Source organism: Dehalobacter sp. (assembly GCA_023667845.1).
GTDB lineage: Bacteria > Bacillota > Desulfitobacteriia > Desulfitobacteriales > Syntrophobotulaceae > Dehalobacter.
Map to the genome: position 1 here is coordinate 41,185 of JAMPIU010000006.1, position 18,947 is coordinate 60,131.

Here is an 18,947-nt window from a genome sequence, read left to right on the forward strand (position 1 = left end):
AAAGAAGGGATCCCTATTGCTGAAAAACAATAGACGGAGATTCCGACCACCGGCTGCATTGCTGAGGTATGCCCCTGCCCTTTTCTTTTTGGTCTTGCTGCTGGCAGTCTGGCAGTTTACGGTAAATTACTTCAGCATTCCCCACTGGCTTCTTCCCTCTCCTTCTCAGATCGGGAAAGCTCTCTGGAATACGAGGGACATGATCTGGGGCCATACCAAAGCAACGATCATTGAGACGACGTTGGGTTTAGGGCTTGCTGTTGCTCTGGGCATGACAGTTAGTACACTGATGACGCTGTTTCCGCTGTCCCGGCGGGTGTTTTATCCATTTCTGATCATTTCCCAGACGATCCCCTTGATAGCGGTCGCACCGCTGCTGCTGCTCTGGCTGGGGTATGGGGTACTGCCTAAAATCTTAATTGTCGTTCTGGTCTGTTTTTTTCCGATCGCGATCAGTTTGCTTGAAGGCCTTGAATTAAGCGATTTGGATCTTCTGCATCTGCTGCAAAGCATGGGCGCATCCAAATGGCAGGTATTCTCCCTAATCCGTTGGCCGCACGCTATGCCTGCATTGTTTTCAGGCTTGAAAATTGCTGCTGCCTACAGTGTCATGACGGCTGTCATCAGTGAATGGCTTGGAGCAAGCCAGGGGCTCGGTGTCTATCTGCTGCGTTCTTCGAATAATTTCCTTACCGACAGAGTATTTGCAGCAATCATTGCAATCACTGCTCTCAGCTTCTTTTATTATGCAATCATTATTATTCTGACCAGGCTCTTGCTTCCCTGGTATTCCCGATACAGGCGAACAAGCTGACCCATGGACGTATCTTTCATTCCCTTAAACAAGGAGAAAAAGATACATTCCTTCGCCCCCCAAAAAATACAAGTGAGGTATAAAAATGAAAACGAAAAAGATATTGGTTACGTTTATTGTGCTCCTTCTGATTCTCACTGTGACTCTTTCGGGTTGCAGCAAACAGGCTGAACAGAACTCCAGCCAGAATAACCAGCCGGTTAAACTAACGCTTATGCTGGACTGGACGCCGAATACGAATCATACCGGACTATTTGTTGCTCAGGATAAAGGCTACTTCAAAGACCAGGGACTCGAAGTCAACATTGTCAACCCATCGAGCCAAGGAACACTCGAGCAGCTTGTTGCAACCGGAAAGGTAGATTTTGGTATCAGTGCGCAGGAACAGGTTACATCTGCCCGCCTCAGTGACTTGCCTCTAGTCTCTCTGGCAACCATCATTCAGCACAACACCTCTGGTTTTGTCTCGCTGAGAAGCAAGAATATCCTGACAGCCAAGGATTTTGAAGGAAAAACATACGGCGGCTGGGGGTTACCTTCGGAAACCGCGATCCTTACAGCGCTGATGCAAAAAGAAAATGCCGACTTCAGCAAAATCAATATGGTCAATATCGGGGAAACCGATCAGTTGGCCTCTTTGAATAGCAATATCGATCTGACCTGGATTTTCTATGGTTGGACAGGTATCCAGGCTGAAATCAGAGGACAGGAACTTAATATGATCTGGCTGAAAGATATCGACCCTGCCCTCGATTATTACACACCGGTCATTGTCTCGAACGAGGAAATGATTCAGAGTAATCCCGATACTGTCCGCAAAATGATGCAGGCAATTAGTGCCGGCTACGAATATGCAATTGAGAATCCGGAAGAATCAGCTGAAATCTTAATCAAATACGCTCCTGAATCCGATCCGGAAATGATCAAACGCAGCCAGGCCTGGCTGAGCCCGCAGTACAAAGCCGATACGAAACAATGGGGTGTCCAGAAAGCAACTGTCTGGGAAAACTACAGCAAATGGCTCTATGACAATAAGCTCGTCACCAAAATGATGGATTCATCCAAAGCTTTTACCAATGACTTTCTTCCGACCAGATAACGGAGGTCAGACGCCTTGACACTTGCCTTAAAAAACCTTTCGAAAACCTATATTGAAAACGGTCAGTCCATGGAGATTTTCCGGGATTTGAATCTGACCATTGAGAGCGGTTCTTTCGTCTCCCTGATCGGGCCTTCCGGTTCCGGCAAGAGTACGCTGTGCAATCTTATCGCTGGTATTGAAAAGCCCGATCAGGGGCAAATCCTTCTCGATGACCAGGAAATCACCGGAATGCCAGGACATGTCGGCTACATGTTTCAAAAAGACCTGCTTCTTCCGTGGCGGACTCTTCGGGAGAATGTAACGCTGGGCTGCGATCTCATACGCCAGGATAAAAAAATCTCTTCAATCGAGGCCCTCAAGGGTTTAGAGCATTTTGGGCTGCTCGATTTTGCCGATTACTATCCTCATCAGCTTTCCGGCGGCATGAAACAGCGCGGCGCCCTGCTCCGAACCATCCTATTCGGACAGTCCACGCTGCTTTTGGATGAGCCTTTCGGGGCGCTTGATGCCCTGACCCGCAGAGAAATGCAGCTTTGGCTGCTATCAATCTGGATTGAAACGAAGCATACCGTACTCTTTATTACCCATGATATTGAAGAGGCAATTCTGCTGTCGGATAAAATTTTTGTACTCAGCAAATACCCGGCAGAAATTGTCGAGGTCATCGACGTTCCGTTTCCCCGGCCGCGTGATCCGGAACTGATTTTCTCTTCCGGGATATTGCCTTTGAAGACAAAACTGTTTCACTTGCTGGGAACTTGATATTCAAAGAACGTTTGAAGATGTTTCAATACCTGAAAAACTTTTTCGAAATCCCGCTGGGTTCTTTTACCCTTTGGCGTGATATGTTAAAATAGGGTAAGCATTTTTTCCCTGGGAGGATAAGACTAATGTATGAACTAAAAAATTTTAGTGAAGTCATCGTGAAGAAAACATTGGAAGATTATCTGCCTGTCGCCAATATCCCTTGCAAATGCGAACGGTGTCAGGCCGACATAATGGCTTTTGTACTGAACCGCTTCCCTCCAAGATATTATGTTTCCTTAAAAGGCGAAGTCATGACGCACTTTGAATCACAAATGTTTCCGGACAAAGCCCGAGTTTTGGCAGAAGTCGTTGGTGCTGCCCAGATAGTTGCTGCTTTCCCGTCCCATCCGCTTGACCAGAAAGAAGAGTAAACCTGCGTGGGATTAATGACAGTCGCGAAGGCGCTTCAAATGATATGAGGCGTCTTTGCTTTTGTATAGGTAGTTGTAGCTATCCGCTGAATGATTTCCAATCTCGGATTTGATTATCGCTATTTACTCTGTTACAATGATTGCGACTTCAAAATAAAAGCAGGTGATCAGCGTGATTTTCGAGTATCAGGGACTAAAACTCGACCAATTTCAAATGGATGCGATTGAAGCAATCAATCACGGGCATTCCGTCATTGTCTCAGCCCCTACCGGGACAGGAAAAACAATGGTAGCAGATTATCTGGTCGAAAAATCAATTCGGGAAAGCAAACGGATTATTTATACAGCACCGATAAAAGCGTTAAGCAACCAGAAATTTAAAGATTTCTCCCGCCAATTTGGCAGCGAGACCGTCGGGATCATGACCGGGGATGTTGTGATCAATCCTGGCGCTCCGCTGCTGATCATGACGACAGAGATCTTCCGCAACCAGGTCATCACCAATGATCCGGAACTGGAGCACGTTTCCTATATCATCTTTGACGAAATTCACTGGCTTAATGATGAGGACAGAGGTACAGTCTGGGAAGAATCCATCATTCTCGCTCCGCCAAATATTAAGATTCTGGGCTTAAGTGCCACAATTGCCAATGCCGTGGAACTGAAGGGCTGGATCGAGGCCATCCGCAAAGACACCGTTGTGTTGATCGAGGAACAGCAAAGGATCGTTCCTCTGGAATATTATTATTTTTGTCAGGACACCGGCATCATCGGCTATGATGACCTGATCAGGTTCTATTATCAGAAGCTTAAATCCACGGACAGAACCGATAATTCCCCGCTGTTTAAACCGACGTCACATCTTGACCTGATCAAAACTGTTGAGAAACAATATCTTCCTACCCTCTATTTTGTATTCAGCAGAAAGCAATGCGCCGATAAAGCGCATGAACTGGCCAATATCAAAAACTACCTGTCGCCGGAACAAAGCAAAGAAGTGAAAAACATTTTTTTGGAGCATTTTGGTGCTGAAGACACTTGGTCCTCTTCCACGCGCAAGTTATTCAGGGTCTGCCGGAAAGGTATTGCCTATCACCATGCAGGGCTGCTGCCTTTGCAGAAATCCGTCGTAGAGGATCTTTTCCTGGCGAAGACGATCTCAGTTCTGTACTGTACCGAGACCTTCAGTGTCGGGATCAACTACCCTGTCAAGGCCGTTTGCTTTGATTCCTTAAACAAATACGACGGACGTAGTTTCAGGGCTCTGGCAAACCACGAATTTTTTCAGATGTCCGGCAGAGCCGGCCGACGTGGTATTGACGAGATTGGTTATTCCTTTGCGATTGTTGATTTGAATTACTTTGAAAAAGAACCGCCGGTAAAATTTGATATTGCCAAGTTGGAACCTCTGACCAGTCAGTTCCGGCTTTCCTATAATACAGTTTTGAATCTCCTCGCAACATTATCGCCGGAGCAAATCGAAACCTATTTCAAAAAAAGTTTTGCTGCTCATTCCTATATCTTGACCGCCCAAAAAACGGAAGAGGAGATTCGTCTTCTGTCCGAGCAATCAGCCCAAGCCAAAGAGAACCTTTGTGAGCATGTCGGGACCTATCGGTGCCCGCTGAATTACTACCCGAAAAAGAAAGAATTGGACAGACTTCATAAAGCCTATGACAAATTGGACCCGCGACGCCGCAATAAGATTTTCGGGCGTCAGATGCACCGAAAAATCATGAGATGGGAGAAGATCCTTAAGACTGCTCCCCAGAAATGTACCAGAAAACAAAACGACAGCTGTAAATCCTTTGCCGGAAAGTGGATGAACCTCGAAAAAGAAATTACGGATCTCAAGAATCAGTTGTTCTCAATGCCGGATTACAACACCTTTAATTCCGAATTTGAAAGAAAAAAAGCTCTGCTGCAGCAAATAGGCTATATCGGGAATGACAAGCTTTTGCCGCGAGGGGAGCTCGCCAGATATATTTATGTGCAGGAAATCCTGGTAACCGAATTGATTTACTCAGGAATCATTGAACAGCTGGATGATGACCAGCTGACTGCGCTGATTTCCTGTATTGATTATGAAAGCAAACGTAATGAGTATTTCCAGAAGTTTGACCAGATTGATTTTAAGCCTGTCAGGGAAATCCTAAATTATATTCAGAGCATCTGTGGGCCTGACGCTGTACGTTTTGAATCCAGAGCGGCTGTCCTTGCGTATCATTGGAGCAAAGGCGCCGCATTAATCGAGCTTCAGCAGCTCTGCACCCTCGATGAAGGAGATATTATCGCGGTCTTAAGGCGGACCATCGATTTACTGCGCCAGATGCGGGAAGCCGTAACAGACCAGTCGTTAAGAGAACGCTTCAGCGTCTGCATCAAGAAACTGGACAGAGATGAGGCTTCGATCCAAGAGTTAAATTAAGCTGCCTTGCCCTCCGTAGCCGTCAAAAAGAGGAGCCGTTTTAGGGCTCCTTTTGTTGAGTCTGCCATTTCCGACCGGATTAACCTCAGGCAGACTTTTTTTAATTTTGAATCTTTCCTAACCAAACCAATTCTGAAGATTGACTGCCCGACACTCAGGCTCTTACGACCAGCAGTATTCAGCCAAATACCACTCCTGCAAAAAATTGCTCGTTTGCTGCTATCGATAACTCCCGGCCGCTTAAGTACTTCCTGACCGCCTGACATACCTCCTTTCAATCTTCCTGTCCTGACTTGGGCCTTTTTTCTGTTCCAGGCGATCTGGTCGCCAGCCATGACAACGCATTGTCATACGTCATTCAGAAAAAGGCTTTACTCTAACGTTAAAGATATTCTCTGTATTGCTTTGAATTCCTTGGTCAAATAGTTTCATATTGTTTCTAAGTTTGTCGAAATGGAAAGAGCATCTTACTGCCTTGACCTCCTGCAAAATGAGATGGGAAGATTGAAATTAATAGCCAATTCCATTTTTATAGGTCCCCATCAAGCATTTGGCTTACCGCTCGACTGGGGGATTTGAAAAAAGATAAGTGACAAACATTCAGCCTTTTCAAATAATCCGGCTGATATGCCCGAGCCTGTCTTTACCATAATCTTTGATATGACCGGAATCAGCTTGTCCAAAAATCATCAACGTTGATCATTTTTGGACAAGCTATATATGAGGTTTGTCACACTCATAAGACTGAACGGCTAGAGTTGGGCACCTTATCTGACTCTTTGGTAATGAAAAGCTGAAGTCCCGGCATTAAAATAAGCCGCCCGCCAAAAATTGGCCAGCAGCTTATCAAGCACTAATTGAAGTTTCTTATTTCGTTTTACAGTCCTTTGTTTAAATCCAATTCCTACTTATACTGATTTGCCAGTCTTTTCTTCAGATTCTCCGCAACCAGCGCCGGATCAATCGGATTTCTGGCAATACCGGACTCAATCGCAGCTTTGGCTGTTGCAGCAGCGACAGCAGCGGCAACTTCGGGATTGAAGGCACTTGGGATGATGTAGTCGGCACACAATTCTTCCGGTTTAACGCAGTCGGCAATTGCCTGGGCGGCAGCAATCTTCATTGCATCGTTGATATCGGTCGCGCGGACATCAATCGCACCGCGGAACATGCCCGGGAAAGCCAGAACGTTGTTGATCTGATTGATAACGTCGGAACGTCCGGTCGAGATGACAGCAGCGCCGGCATTGATGGCTCTTTCAATCGGCCAGATTTCCGGAATCGGATTGGCCTGAGCAAAGACGATCGGATCTTTGGCCATGGACTTAATCATCTCTTCGTCAATGGAATCCGGAGCTGATACGCCGATAAAGACGTCCGCACCCTTGATCGCATCTCTGAGGCTGCCTGTACACATTTCATAATTTGTCTTTTCAGCGATTTCGTCCTTATATTTATTCATACCTTCAGGGCGTCCTTTATAAATCGCACCTTTGGTATCGCACATGATAACGTTCTTCAGTCCCATGCTCATCATCAGCTTGATAATTGCAATCCCGGCGGCTCCGGCGCCGTTCGTTACGACTTTGATCTTATCTATACGCTTACCGACGACTTTCAGCGCATTAAAAAGACCCGCCAAGGTAACGACAGCCGTTCCATGCTGATCATCATGGAAGATCGGTCCTTTGAAAATATTACGGGCTTTTAACTTTCCTTCAATTTCAAAACATTCGGGAGCTTTGATGTCCTCAAGGTTAACACCGCCAAAGGTCGGGGCCATTAACTCGACAAGCTCAACAATTTTATCAATATCATTCGTATTTACACAAATCGGGAATGCGTCAACGTCGGCAAAGGCTTTAAACAGAAGGGCTTTTCCTTCCATGACAGGCATAGCCGCTGCTGGACCGAGGTTGCCAAGCCCGAGAATGGCTGTTCCATCGGAAACGATACAGACATAGTTGGCATGGTTGGTGTAAACATCAAGATTCGCTAAATCTTTCGCAATTTCTTTCACAGGATCAGCCACTCCGGGGGAATAAGCGAGCGTCAAATCGTCCCTGTCATTGGCAGGAACCGTTACTTTTACTTCAAGTTTACCAGGCCTTACGGCGTGAAACGCCAAAGCCTCTTCACGCAGGTTTTTAATCCGGGACATTCACATCTTCCTCTCACTTTATGGTTTTTTTCGTTTTATTTTTGGCTTAAGTCTTTTTTATTCAGTATGCTTTTTTTAAGTAATACATTGTCGTTATTTGACACATTGCTTATGTAAACAAATTATAAAAGCGTTTCGTTAAATTATCTCATGAATGAAAACAAAAAATCAACCATTTTGTTTTTGAAAGTAAGTATCAGAATCGGTGAAATTATCCTCTGATGTTAGGATCAATACGTTGTATTGATTTGAATAGATTAAATAGCGGATATTACAATGTCTGGCCGCCCCTACAGGGGCAGCCAGACATTGTATCACTCGAGTCATATAAAACTTTAGAGCAACCTCAGCTTAAGCTTCTTTCGCTTCAATCTCAGCCTGAGCAGCCAGAATATCTTTGGCATTCAGGTATACGGGAGTATCCACCATTTTACCGTTGTAGGATACAGCTGCTTTTCCTTTGGCAATACCCTCTTCTTCAAATACTTTGACAACGCCGTTAGCCCATTCTACATCGGCCGGATCCGGAGCATACAGACGGTTGGACGGTTCAACCTGACCCGGATGAATAATCATACGACCTTCATAGCCCATCTGTTTGCCATCGGCAACGTTCTTTTCGAAAGCGGGAATATCCTGGTAAGCAACAAACGGTGCGTCAATTGCTACGATACCGGCTGCACGGCAGGCAACACCGACTTTGGCGCGTCCCCACAGCTGCTCATTCGCTTCAGAGGTTAGTTTGATCCGCATGTCGCGGCAATAATCTACAGCGCCAAAAATAGCATTCACGTTACGTTTACTGGCCATACAGCACTCATAGGCATTCATGATTCCTTTTGCTGTTTCCAGCAGCATAGAAATTTTGATGGAACCAACTTCCAGACCACGTCGGCGCTCCAGCTCTTCGAGCTTCCAGTCCAGACGTTTGACATCATCAGGATGTCCAGTCTTGGCAAGCGTTACGCCATGAAGACCTTCCCAAACGACAGCCTCAAGGTCATCGTTGGTTAATTCTGTTTCCCAGTTGTTAATTCTGACATAAACCTGGGAACCATTGGAACCGGCATATTTCAGATTCTCGGCAATAATTTTGCGTGCATTTTCCTTTTCAGCCGGTGGTACGGAATCTTCCAGATCCAGCGTGATGATATCAGCAGGAAAGCTTGGCGCTTTCTCAACCATCTTCGGGTTATTTCCCGGTACGTAGAGAATCGATCTCATAACAGCCATTTTAAATATGCCTCCTATTTTTACCTTTAAGATTTTTTGGTAACAATGCTAAGTACTTTGTCAGCTCTAAAATGCATGTAAATCACTCAGGGAAATTTTTGTCTGACCAGACGATACCAAGAATCAATCATTATTCCTTAATTTTATCCTTCAAAATAATCGGGATATCTATTGGGGTTTCAGCGACAAAACCGCCCGCTTTAAGGACAGCTTCAATTTTACTCTTGGCTGACCCGCGGCCGCGTTCGACAATATTGGAAGCATGGGAAAAACGTTGGCCTTCGGGAGCCCAGGCTCCGGCTACGTAGATCACGAAAGGTTTTGTGAATTTTCCTTCCGCAATAACATCGGCACATTCCTCTTCCTGGGAGCTGCCGATCTCGGCATAGACGGCTACACCTTTTGTTTCAGGATCTGCTTCAAATAAGGGCAGCAAATCAGCCATAGATGTTCCAAGTACAGGCTCGGTTCCGGTATGCACGACCGTACTTATGCCGAAACCACCTTCTCTTAATACCCAAGGGATGGTCCCTGATTGTCCGCCACTGCGCGAAAAGACACCGATATTACCTTTCTTAAAGAACTTGTTAGCCCACTCGACATTGCCGCCAAGCCAGCCGACAACTGCTTCTCCCGGTGTCAGAATGCCAATGGATCCGGGACCGATTAAGCGGGTTCCTCTCAACTTGCAATAAGCGACCATTTCCATAATATCATGGATGGGTGTTCCTTCAACGCACGGAATAATATTTTTGACACCCGCGTCGGCAGCTTCAAAAACAGCGGTTTTCAGAACACTGCCCGGCACAAAGATGACGCTAAAGTCAATTTCACCCTGTTCTCTGGCAATCTCCTTAACCGTATTATAGACAGGGATGCCATGAACCTCGTCCCCTTTTTTCCCTGGGCTGGTTCCGCCGATGACTTTGGTGCCATATTCTTTCATGTATTTGGTTCTTACAGATCCTTCACGGCCGGTAATTCCCTGGATAATGACTTTAGACTGGTCACTGATTAAAATACCCATTCTTATCCCTCATTTTAATTTTGTAAAGAAAATTGGCTGGTGACAGCCTTAGCTGCACTTAGATATATCAGAAAGTAATTTATACTTTCTGATATGCAAATAAACTATTGTAAACCGCGTTTGGTTAGATAGACATCAAGGCCCGCAATCGGAATATTGATGGTCAAAGCCTTATTCCCTTCGAACTTGCAGGCGATCTCACAAGCCAGACATTCTGTTCCAAGCCGGAGAACTTCCTCTGCGCTCAGATGCTCGACGGATGGTTTCCCGTCAACAATTTGAAGCAACCCTCTGGCATATTTTTTACAAGCTGCTGCGCACGCTTTGGTTTCACATGTGTCACACTTGTTGGTATCGATGCTTATGGTAATACTTTTTTCTTTGATTTCCAGCATGGCATTTTCCTACTTTCCTTGAGCATCTTTTTCCGCTCTGTATTCTTTGGCCAGAGCCAGAAGTCTTTGACCGATAAATTTAGTATCCGTGACATGCTCTTTTCCGTATATTTCAATTCTTTTGCCAATTCCGTCCGAAGTCATAAGCTCTGCCAGACCCTTGCGCAAAATCTCCATGGATTCATCCTCGCGGTTGCCGCAGAGTAACAGAACGCAAGGCAGGCCGGGCTTCTTCGGAAGCTCTTCCCACAGTACTTTGACAATCGCATTGGCATGGTGCCATTGCTCCTGATTCGCCATCATAAAGCCGCCAAGAAGATAACCGTCAATATTCGGCTGCGACAGTACGCTCTTGGCAACGCGATAGATTTTGGATCCAACAGGATTGCCGCTCGTGTCGGCATAGTTGGCAGGCTTGAGTCCTACCTGATTCAGCGCATCAAGTCCCATCATCGCCGAACCGCCGCCGATCGGGTGATAGCCGATATAGCCGGGGCTTACTTCGTCATAACCCATATTCATCAGGAAGCCGGTTCCACGGGCATCTGTCTCTTCAATGCTCCAGCCGATCATATCAAGTTCGGTGACTTCACCAGGCAAATCGCGGGCAATTTTAATGCCAAATTCCGGATGACGTCCCACAGAACTGTTATCAATCTCCATTTTGCAGTCTGCGCAGATCAGGCTTCCATCCTCCGTCATGACAAACGGATTGATCTCCAGGGTCTGGCAGTCATACTTTTTGTAGACTTGGGACAGTTTTGTCAAGAAAGAAGCAAACTTACTCAATTCTTTATTTGGAATGCCGGCTCGGACACAAAAATCGATCGCATCGTAAATTTGTAGACCAAAAATAGGGTCGATATTCATCTTGAAAATCAGTTCTTCAGGAACACTTTCAATATCCATGCCGCCTTCTGAGCTGAACATCAGCATCGGGCAGCGGGCGTCTCTCGCATTGTTAATGACAAATGAACAATAGTATTCTTTTTTGATCGCCAGTTTCTCCTCAATTAAAACCTGTCTGACAGGGAGCCCTTTGACTGTCTTTACCAGTATTTCAGCAGCTGCCGCCGATGCTTCGGACGAAGTCTCGACCAGTTTTACAATACCGGCTTTTCCTCGTCCTCCTGCCTGGACCTGACCTTTGACAGCCACGGACTTGCCAATCCATTCTGCCGCTTGCTGTGCTTCTTCCGGAGAAGATGCGGACCTGCCCTTCGGTACGGGTATTCCCGCCTTGGCAAGCCATTCCTTACCTTGATACTCTAGAAATTTTGCCATCCATAATCCCTTCCATATCGTCATATTGATTCTAGTACTTGTATATACTGAAAGAAAACTCAAAAAATTAAAGGAATATATGGTTATTCCTTTAATTGATTGTTCATTATTAAAGTAATCTTATGTATCGCTATTAACTTGTCTTATGAATTATTATAACGAAATTATTTGCAAAAACAAGACTAAATAAGCCGAATTGCATGATTTATTAGGGAAAAACCAATCTTGTAGAACTTGATTTAGGCCAAAGCTTCGGCAATCGCTTTGCGGGCAAGTTCGTCACATCGTTCGTTCTCGGGATGCCCGGAATGACCTTTGACTTTAACCCAGACAACATCATGCTTTGCCGTGAGTTCCAGAAGCGATACCCAGAGATCACGGTTCTCAACCGGTTTCTTTTGCGAACTCTGCCAGCCATTCTTTTGCCAGCGAGAAAGCCAGTTTTGTTCAAATGCATTAATTAAATAGGCGCTGTCACTGTGGACCTGGACACTGCAGCTTTCTTTCAGGGCAGCCAGTCCTTGGACTGCCGCTGTCAGCTCCATGCGCTGATTGGTTGTATTGCCTTCAAAGCCGCTGATCTCTTTTTCATGTTCACCATACTTCAGGACTGCCGCCCAACCTCCCGGACCGGGATTGCCTGAACATGCTCCGTCCGTATAAATCTTTACACTTTTTACAGTCATTGAACCCCCTATTTTAAGTAAAGAATCAGGGCATTTTCATCACAATTAGGAAACTTAACACAATTGATGCATTCTTTCCAGACCTTATGGGGCATTGAATCCTTTTCGGTGATTTCGAATCCCATATGTTTGAAGAAATCTACCTGATACGTCAGGGTAAATACCTTGGGGCAATGAAGCTCCCTGGCCTCCTCCAGAAGGAGCTCAACAATCTTACGGCCTAACCCCTTCCCCCTGTAGCTTTCCTCAACCGCCAGTGCCCTGATCTCAGCGAGATCGTCCCAGGTTATATGTAAAGCGCCGGTTCCGACGATCCGGTCATCCTCTACCGCTACAATGACCTCCCTGATTCCTTCATACAACGCACTTCGGGTTCTTGGGAGCATGAGTCCCTGTTCTGCATAATAATTGATCAGGCTAATAATGTCTTCCACATCGCTTAGCTTTGCGTGTCTATAGGTTACCATCTTTTCTCCTTTATCTGTCCATGTTTCCCGACAAATGATGGAATGATCAGATCCGGTACCAGGCAACTGTCAGGTATTGCCGAATGCCTTTCTCCACTTTGCTTTGCATTAAAGCATAATGGACGGCAGTCTCTTTAAGATCAAGCGTACTGCCCCAATTTAGGATATTTTGGTCGATACCCTTGATGCCGCCGCTCGCTAAAGTAAGATGAGGTTTAAAAGGCCTGGTATCAGGCGGTGCTCCAAATTGGCTCGTCGCCTGCTGGATCTGCTTTTGCAGCTGAATCAGCTTCGGTTCTTTTCTTATCCCGGCCCATAGTATCCGGGGCTGTATGATATTCGGGAATACACCAAGGGAATCAAAAGAAACCGCAAATTCACCGATACGTCCCGAAACACCCGCCAGGGTCTGTTTCAAAGCATCAAGATCCTTTTCTTCCACTTCTTCTAAAAAACGCAGCGTCAGGTGCAGGTTATCACGTCTGCGCCAATAGCCGCGGAGACCTTTAACCTTAAGTTCATCCTGCCATTTTTCGAATTGGTCAAGACTCTGTTCACTAAAATTCAGGCTGATAAATAATCGCATGCAGCATGACTCCATCGTATGTGGCATTTTCTCCTTACCACAATCTTACTATGCATCGATGCCGAATGCAATGAAGTTATCTTTTACTCCTTTAAAGCCCTCCGTCCGCCATTCTTTGGGCATGATGATCAATGGATATTTATCGGGATGCCTCAGCCAGGATTGGCACAGACGCAATTCTTCCATGTAATCGGCTTCGCAAAAAAGGAATATTTTGTGGTTCCACTCCAGTTGCGGATATCCCGGGAAACCCTGATGATGCTTCGTATAGTTTTCAAAAGCTGAAAATGCCAGCAGCGTTTGTACAACTTTTAGCGATGGTTTCTCCAGAACAGGTTTAATCATCCGAATCGATTGATCCCGTTGGAAGAAATACAGTTGCCGGCTTTCAATCAAATCACTGAAGTCTCTTGGATACCAAGGAGCCTCCAGGTACTTTCCAAAATATTGGGGGATAAATTCCCTGTCATAGATTATCTTAAGATCTAATAATTCCCTGGAATCAAGGCTGCCATTGATCTCCATGTTTTCCAGCAGTTCCAGTATGCCGTTAATGGCTCTGCAAAATTCATCATTAAGGTTCCCGGAGAAATCGACCCATCCCAACTTTAGAAATTTGGAAGCAATATTTTTATTCCTGGTCCATTTTACTTTCGTAGACAGTTCAAACTTGTTCCCTTTCTTTTTAAACTCGGCAATTTGAATACTTCCCCAGCAATAGGTGATTTTATTCTTTTCGGATACTGCCCGGACTCTTCTCTTGGCCAAGCTTTCAAAATAGTGGTTGATCACCATCAGGTGATTCCAAGCCACTGGATTTAATTCTCTTTGCCAGTGTTCCCAACCGGGGTGCAACTCTCCTGTATCCAGCCGAAAAAAGCCTTTATCGTAATCTTTTTCTGCCAGAACATATAAATTGGGGGTTAATTTTTCCCGCCAAAAGACCGTCCTGGCAAACAGCATACCTCCTATTTGAGAAACCGCACCTAAAAATACAGGAGAAAATTCTTTTGCCACATAATAGATCAAAGTCCTGCTGCCATTTCCCAGATGCCCTCCCCACAGAATCCCGCCCAAAAGAAAGTCTTCCTCCCTGTAGACTCCTTGCGCAGCGATGATTCCCACTCTGAAACTGATATCCCCGGCACTGAAATAATTAAACTGGGAAGGCAGATGCCAACCTTTCCTGACTTCTTCCGGACATTCTTCCCATCCGGATACACTGAAAATGTCCGGATTAGCATCCCATAATTCCTTCCATTTTATGTTCAAGTCAAATCCTCCCTTTACAAGCTGTTTTTTTATTATTACGCTTGATAAAGGCAGGAAATGACAAGGTATCTTTCCAATCATAAAATTATAAAAAAAATTAACCCGGCAACGCCCGGGTTCTTTATTTTGTCTATTTGTTTAAATTTTCTCTAACACCTAATTGCATATAAATAACTTCTTCCCCGATATTCGTACAGTAATCGCCGATTCTTTCGATATAGCGGGTCGCTAGAAGCAGGTAGACCGCCTGGCCTGATATTGCCGAGTCTTTTGCCATCATCTCATCCAGTTCGTTAAAAATCAATTTATAGTAATGATCCACTTTGTGGTCGGTCTCAGCCAGAGACCGTGCAAGTTCAACATCTTCACAGATAAAAGCCTGGACGGCCGTACGCATCATTTGGACTGCTAGCTCAGCCATTTTCGGCATGTCAATCAACGGCTTGATCAGTGGGTCTGGTCCGATCCGCAAGGATACTTTGGCAATATCGACAGATAGATCGCCCATTCTTTCCAGAGAGGAAATGATTTTATAGCTTGCAACGATATTGCGGAGATCCGAGGCAAACGGCTGCTGGGTTGCAACAAGGTGGGTACAGAGCAGCTCGATATCCTGCTCAGAATCATTGATCTGGCTGTCATCACGGATGACCTTTTCCGCCAGAGCCATATCCCTGTTCTTCAAGCTTTCCATGGCCTGTTCCAGCGCTTTCTCAACTAACACGCTCATCTCTACTATTTTTTTCTTCAGCTCCTGAAGCTGGGCTTCAAATTTATGGCGCATCGTACCCCCCCGGTGTGACTTCATCTGCAAAATGTGCAATGTAATACAAAATAGCATAACCTAATGTACAAATGATAACAATAGAATTTACTAAAAAGAGAGCTGTCTAGAATGATCCTTAAAGCACTGGAATTTATAATTCGTAAGGGTATAATAGAATAAGAATGAGATTAGAGTCAATATAAAAAGGAACTGAATGATGTTCTATCGGATCAAACAATTATACAGTGCGCTGCACCCGGTTGTAAATGAGAATGAATACTCCTGGCTAAATACCGTACTGTCGGAGCGGGAAAGACAGCTGTTTCTGAAGCAGACCCTTACAGAGCAGAGGCATGCCCTCGATGTCGCCCGGGATATTCAGGAGCAGAGAAGTCTTATTGAAAATGGTTATGGAAAAGAAGTTTACCATAACCTATTAAGTGGTGCGCTTCTCCATGACTGCGGAAAATCAGTGATCCATCTGCTTCTGTGGCAGAGGGTATTTATTGTTGTCTTTGATTATTTACCGGAACGGATCAAAAACATCATCCGCCAAAGCAAATCAATTTTCGGCAAGACGCTGGTGATTTACGCACAGCACCCTGCCTGGGGGAAACGGCTGGCTGCCCGGGCAGGACTCTCTCCCGAAATCCAGCTCTTAATCCATAACCACCATACCCCACAAAATTCTATGGAAGAAATCCTTCACTCGGCCGATAACAGGCACTAATTTCCAAGTTATTCTTTCAAATAATCCTTAAATTCATATAATTCAAAATCCTGCGAATAAACCGGTTTATGCTGGTTTATCTTTTTGTATTTCTGAAGATGCCTGCTTTTTTGATCAAGCTTTTGCGTAAGAATCTTATTTTCCTTTTCAATCTGCTCAAGCAGGTCCATCAGGACTCTCCTGCTTAAACGCAGATTATCAAGCTGTTTTTCCAATTCCATAATTCTATGAGTCAACAGGGCAGTTTCCTCATTCGTGCTCAAGCTTTCATCCCCCGGAACAGAATATTCTTATACAGCTATTCTATACGCTTCAGATTGTTTTTAATCCTTCCCGGCTAAAAAAGTTCCAACCCGCTGAACCGCTTCCTGAAGCTTCGTCTCATCCTGAACCAGACCAACCCTGACATATCCCTCGCCATGCCGGCCAAAGGCAATACCCGGCACGACAAGAACACCGGCCTCCCTGGCTAGTTGAAACGCAAAGGATAATGAATCCTGCTTCGTGGGCACCGGGGCCCAGACAAACATGGACCCTTTGGGCCTATTCATCTTCCAGCCGGCTCTGGCACATCCGTCGACCCAGATATCCCTTCTGTTTTTATAAGTCTGCTGATTGGCGAGGATGGTCTGATCACCGCCGCATAAGACCGCAGCTCCGGCCTTCAATACAGGCTGAAAACTCCCATAGTCAATATTGGATTTGATGGTTTCCAGTGCTCTGATGACTTCTTTATTGCCTACCACAAAGCCAAGTCTCACTCCGGCCATATTATACGACTTGGAAAGGGAATGAAACTCCACCCCTACCTCCTTTGCTCCTTCGGCCTGCAGAAAGCTTGACGGCCTGTAGCCGTCAAAAGCCAGCTCCGTATACGCAGCATCATGACAAACTACAATTTCATGTTTGGAGGCAAATCTAACGACTTCATGAAAGAAAGCCTCCGGTGCAACTGCAGCGGTTGGATTATTCGGATAGTTAAGAACCATCAGTTTGGCCCGGTCAGCAATCTGGGGGGGAATTCGATTAAGGTCCGGCAGAAAATCGTTCGTTTCCAATAACGGCAGCACAACCTTTTCGCCTTCGACCAACGCCAATCCGTCTGAATAAATCGGATAGCCAGGCTCAGGGATGAAAGCAGCGTCGCCTTTATCAATAAACGCCCAGAAAATATGCGTCAGACCGTCCTGGGAGCCCATGACCGGAAGCACTTCCGTCGCAGGATCAATATCGACGTTAAATCTTCTTTTATACCATAAGGAGCAGGCTTCCCGGAACTCCGGAATTCCTCTGGTCAGTGTATAACCATACGCCCTTTCATCAAGGCTCTGCTCACTGATTATTTTTCTGATCTCCAGGGACGGAGGCAAATCCGGACTCCCTACACTGAGATCAATGAGCATTTTGCCTTCACGTTTAAGCGTTTCTTTCAACGACGCCAATTGTGAAAAAATAGATGTTTGCAGGCTTCCCATCCTTGCTGCGAGCTTCATGTTTTCTTCCTCCTCAGCTGCTCAATTTGTTGAATGGCTTCCATCCCAACTCCCCAAGAACCTAATTTTATGCCGGGCTTAATCGCCTGACCATGAAAATCAGACCCGCCTGTAATCAGAAGGCCCTTTCTTTCTGCCAGTGCTTTAAAGTAATTTCGTTCCTCCATACCGTGGTCGGGATGATAGACTTCAATCCCCTGCAGCCCGGAGTCAACCCAGGCGGCAATCTCGGATTCTGTACATTGGTTGCCCGGATGCGCAAGCACGGCTACGCCTCCGGCTTCTCTTATCATTGCAATAGCTTCGACAGGGTCAAGCTTATACCTGGGAACGTAAGCCGGCCTTCCTATCTTTAAAAATCTCTCGAAAGCGTCTTTCAGATTGGCGGCATCCCCATGCCTGATCATGGCTTGAGCCACATGGGGCCGGCCCACAGAATCCCCTCTGACAAACTGACTTACGTCCTCAAATGTCAGGGTGATTCCAAGCTGCTCCAGCTTCTGAAGGATCTTTCGTATTCTTTGCACTCTTTTTTCCCGCAGTTCCTGCAGTCTGGGTTGAAGGGCCTCATTACCCTCCTGTAACGCATACCCGAGGATATGGACTTCCTTGCCCGCCCAGTCGGTGTTGATCTCTATGCCTTTAAGCAAACAGATCCCCATCTCATCTGCAGCCTTTTCTGCCTCCGCCCAGCCATTAATGGTATCATGGTCCGTGATGGCCAAAGCTTTCAATCCGACTTCTGCCGCAGACTTAACGACTTCTTCCGGTGTAAGGACCCCGTCTGAAGCAGTCGTATGACAATGCAGGTCGGCCTCAAATCTTGTCTGGTATTTCATGATATGTTTACCTCTAAGAATTTTCAAATTAAGACATCGCTCAAAAACCTGACATAATTCCCATAACATATTTTGGCTATTTCGTTCTGATTAAAACCGCACTGAGACAATTTTTCCACTAGATACGGGAATGTCCCGACATTTTCCAGACCTTTCGGCGTCGTCTCAATTCCATCAAAATCCGATCCGAAACCAACGGTATCGACTCCCGCTACTTCTGCGATGTGGCAAATGTGCCGGACAACGTCATCCATCGTTGCTTTTCCGCTATCACTCAGGAAATCCTCACAGAAATTGACCCCGACCACACCTTTCTTATCTCCTAGCGCACACAGCTGACGGTCAGTTAGGTTCCGGCGATGGCTACATAACGCTTTGGCACAGGAATGGGAAGCGATGACCGGACGTTCAGAATGCCGCAGCACATCCCAAAAACCGGCCTCATTCAGGTGGGAAACGTCGATCACCATCCCAAGCTGATTCATT

At 45.7% G+C, this 18,947-nt stretch carries 21 protein-coding genes; 6 read left to right on the forward strand and 15 right to left on the reverse strand.

Annotated elements, in window-relative coordinates; genetic code table 11:
• Window positions 1–16 precede the first annotated feature (16 nt).
• The 5 genes from NC238_00555 to NC238_00575 all read left to right on the forward strand — a co-directional run bounded on the left by NC238_00555 (window position 17) and on the right by NC238_00575 (window position 5,522).
• Entirely contained in the window at window positions 17–814 is a 798-nt protein-coding gene (locus NC238_00555; protein MCM1564445.1) for an ABC transporter permease, read from the forward strand.
• An 85-nt stretch (window positions 815–899) separates the two neighbouring features.
• Entirely contained in the window at window positions 900–1,913 is a 1,014-nt protein-coding gene (locus NC238_00560) for an ABC transporter substrate-binding protein (GenBank protein MCM1564446.1), read from the forward strand.
• A 15-nt stretch (window positions 1,914–1,928) separates the two neighbouring features.
• Window positions 1,929–2,678: an ABC transporter ATP-binding protein gene (locus tag NC238_00565; protein ID MCM1564447.1), complete on the forward strand. Its 750-nt coding sequence runs from the start codon at window positions 1,929–1,931 to the stop codon at window positions 2,676–2,678.
• A gap of 128 nt (window positions 2,679–2,806) precedes the next feature.
• Complete coding sequence (locus NC238_00570) at window positions 2,807–3,094, forward strand: late competence development ComFB family protein (GenBank protein MCM1564448.1); 288 nt, start codon at window positions 2,807–2,809, stop codon at window positions 3,092–3,094.
• A gap of 172 nt (window positions 3,095–3,266) precedes the next feature.
• On the forward strand, window positions 3,267–5,522 hold the full coding sequence (locus tag NC238_00575) for a DEAD/DEAH box helicase (GenBank protein ID MCM1564449.1): 2,256 nt from the start codon (window positions 3,267–3,269) through the stop codon (window positions 5,520–5,522).
• Here the strand turns inward: NC238_00575 and NC238_00580 are convergent.
• The 11 genes from NC238_00580 to phoU form a co-directional block, all read right to left on the reverse strand.
• Window positions 5,519–5,857, reverse strand: a complete 339-nt coding sequence (locus NC238_00580; GenBank protein ID MCM1564450.1) for a hypothetical protein — start codon at window positions 5,855–5,857, stop codon at window positions 5,519–5,521. The genes NC238_00575 and NC238_00580 overlap by 4 nt on opposite strands.
• A gap of 569 nt (window positions 5,858–6,426) precedes the next feature.
• The gene (locus NC238_00585) at window positions 6,427–7,683 is read right to left on the reverse strand and encodes an NAD-dependent malic enzyme (protein MCM1564451.1); all 1,257 of its coding nucleotides are present in this window, start codon (window positions 7,681–7,683) and stop codon (window positions 6,427–6,429) included.
• Between the two features lie 351 nt (window positions 7,684–8,034).
• The gene (locus NC238_00590; protein MCM1564452.1) at window positions 8,035–8,916 is read right to left on the reverse strand and encodes a CoA ester lyase; all 882 of its coding nucleotides are present in this window, start codon (window positions 8,914–8,916) and stop codon (window positions 8,035–8,037) included.
• 130 nt (window positions 8,917–9,046) lie between these two features.
• Window positions 9,047–9,943, reverse strand: a complete 897-nt coding sequence (locus NC238_00595) for a CoA-binding protein (protein MCM1564453.1) — start codon at window positions 9,941–9,943, stop codon at window positions 9,047–9,049.
• Between the two features lie 104 nt (window positions 9,944–10,047).
• Window positions 10,048–10,338, reverse strand: a complete 291-nt coding sequence (locus tag NC238_00600) for a hypothetical protein (GenBank protein MCM1564454.1) — start codon at window positions 10,336–10,338, stop codon at window positions 10,048–10,050.
• A gap of 9 nt (window positions 10,339–10,347) precedes the next feature.
• Window positions 10,348–11,622 carry an acetate--CoA ligase family protein gene (locus NC238_00605; protein MCM1564455.1) on the reverse strand — a complete coding sequence of 425 codons (1,275 nt, stop codon included), beginning with the start codon at window positions 11,620–11,622 and terminating at the stop codon, window positions 10,348–10,350.
• Window positions 11,623–11,861: 239 nt separating this feature from the next.
• Window positions 11,862–12,308, reverse strand: a complete 447-nt coding sequence (gene rnhA, locus NC238_00610) for a ribonuclease HI (GenBank protein MCM1564456.1) — start codon at window positions 12,306–12,308, stop codon at window positions 11,862–11,864.
• A gap of 8 nt (window positions 12,309–12,316) precedes the next feature.
• Window positions 12,317–12,775, reverse strand: coding sequence for an N-acetyltransferase (locus NC238_00615; GenBank protein ID MCM1564457.1), 459 nt, complete (start codon window positions 12,773–12,775; stop codon window positions 12,317–12,319).
• Between the two features lie 46 nt (window positions 12,776–12,821).
• Window positions 12,822–13,361, reverse strand: coding sequence for an RNA 2',3'-cyclic phosphodiesterase (thpR, locus tag NC238_00620; GenBank protein MCM1564458.1), 540 nt, complete (start codon window positions 13,359–13,361; stop codon window positions 12,822–12,824).
• A 48-nt stretch (window positions 13,362–13,409) separates the two neighbouring features.
• A complete protein-coding gene (locus NC238_00625) occupies window positions 13,410–14,633 on the reverse strand; it encodes a hypothetical protein (GenBank protein ID MCM1564459.1) in 1,224 nt (407 codons plus the stop codon).
• Window positions 14,634–14,763: 130 nt separating this feature from the next.
• Window positions 14,764–15,417, reverse strand: coding sequence for a phosphate signaling complex protein PhoU (gene phoU, locus NC238_00630; protein MCM1564460.1), 654 nt, complete (start codon window positions 15,415–15,417; stop codon window positions 14,764–14,766).
• A 196-nt stretch (window positions 15,418–15,613) separates the two neighbouring features.
• Between phoU and NC238_00635 the strand changes: the two genes are divergently transcribed.
• Window positions 15,614–16,129, forward strand: coding sequence for an HDOD domain-containing protein (locus tag NC238_00635; GenBank protein MCM1564461.1), 516 nt, complete (start codon window positions 15,614–15,616; stop codon window positions 16,127–16,129).
• Window positions 16,130–16,137: 8 nt separating this feature from the next.
• Here NC238_00635 and NC238_00640 read toward each other — a convergent pair whose 3' ends face one another.
• The 4 genes from NC238_00640 to NC238_00655 form a co-directional block, all read right to left on the reverse strand.
• Window positions 16,138–16,392, reverse strand: a complete 255-nt coding sequence (locus NC238_00640) for a hypothetical protein (protein MCM1564462.1) — start codon at window positions 16,390–16,392, stop codon at window positions 16,138–16,140.
• Between the two features lie 60 nt (window positions 16,393–16,452).
• Complete coding sequence (locus tag NC238_00645; GenBank protein MCM1564463.1) at window positions 16,453–17,622, reverse strand: aminotransferase class I/II-fold pyridoxal phosphate-dependent enzyme; 1,170 nt, start codon at window positions 17,620–17,622, stop codon at window positions 16,453–16,455.
• On the reverse strand, window positions 17,619–18,461 hold the full coding sequence (locus NC238_00650) for a PHP domain-containing protein (GenBank protein ID MCM1564464.1): 843 nt from the start codon (window positions 18,459–18,461) through the stop codon (window positions 17,619–17,621). The genes NC238_00645 and NC238_00650 overlap by 4 nt, the downstream gene beginning before the upstream one ends.
• A gap of 23 nt (window positions 18,462–18,484) precedes the next feature.
• A partial coding sequence (locus tag NC238_00655; GenBank protein MCM1564465.1) for a dipeptidase occupies window positions 18,485–18,947 on the reverse strand: 463 nt, incomplete at its 5' end.

What these genes read in the sequence shown, in the direction of transcription:
- NC238_00645 (MCM1564463.1), bottom strand. Translation starts at nt 17,622, where the DNA reads ATGAAGCTCGCAGCAAGGATGGGAAGCCTGCAAACATCTATTTTTTCA.
- NC238_00560 (MCM1564446.1), top strand. Translation starts at nt 900, where the DNA reads ATGAAAACGAAAAAGATATTGGTTACGTTTATTGTGCTCCTTCTGATT.
- NC238_00615 (MCM1564457.1), bottom strand. Translation starts at nt 12,775, where the DNA reads ATGGTAACCTATAGACACGCAAAGCTAAGCGATGTGGAAGACATTATT.
- NC238_00590 (MCM1564452.1), bottom strand. Translation starts at nt 8,916, where the DNA reads ATGGCTGTTATGAGATCGATTCTCTACGTACCGGGAAATAACCCGAAG.
- NC238_00605 (MCM1564455.1), bottom strand. Translation starts at nt 11,622, where the DNA reads ATGGCAAAATTTCTAGAGTATCAAGGTAAGGAATGGCTTGCCAAGGCG.
- NC238_00650 (MCM1564464.1), bottom strand. Translation starts at nt 18,461, where the DNA reads ATGAAATACCAGACAAGATTTGAGGCCGACCTGCATTGTCATACGACT.
- NC238_00635 (MCM1564461.1), top strand. Translation starts at nt 15,614, where the DNA reads ATGATGTTCTATCGGATCAAACAATTATACAGTGCGCTGCACCCGGTT.
- thpR (MCM1564458.1), bottom strand. Translation starts at nt 13,361, where the DNA reads ATGCGATTATTTATCAGCCTGAATTTTAGTGAACAGAGTCTTGACCAA.
- NC238_00580 (MCM1564450.1), bottom strand. Translation starts at nt 5,857, where the DNA reads ATGGCTGGCGACCAGATCGCCTGGAACAGAAAAAAGGCCCAAGTCAGG.
- phoU (MCM1564460.1), bottom strand. Translation starts at nt 15,417, where the DNA reads ATGCGCCATAAATTTGAAGCCCAGCTTCAGGAGCTGAAGAAAAAAATA.
- NC238_00600 (MCM1564454.1), bottom strand. Translation starts at nt 10,338, where the DNA reads ATGCTGGAAATCAAAGAAAAAAGTATTACCATAAGCATCGATACCAAC.
- NC238_00585 (MCM1564451.1), bottom strand. Translation starts at nt 7,683, where the DNA reads ATGTCCCGGATTAAAAACCTGCGTGAAGAGGCTTTGGCGTTTCACGCC.
- NC238_00570 (MCM1564448.1), top strand. Translation starts at nt 2,807, where the DNA reads ATGTATGAACTAAAAAATTTTAGTGAAGTCATCGTGAAGAAAACATTG.
- NC238_00595 (MCM1564453.1), bottom strand. Translation starts at nt 9,943, where the DNA reads ATGGGTATTTTAATCAGTGACCAGTCTAAAGTCATTATCCAGGGAATT.
- rnhA (MCM1564456.1), bottom strand. Translation starts at nt 12,308, where the DNA reads ATGACTGTAAAAAGTGTAAAGATTTATACGGACGGAGCATGTTCAGGC.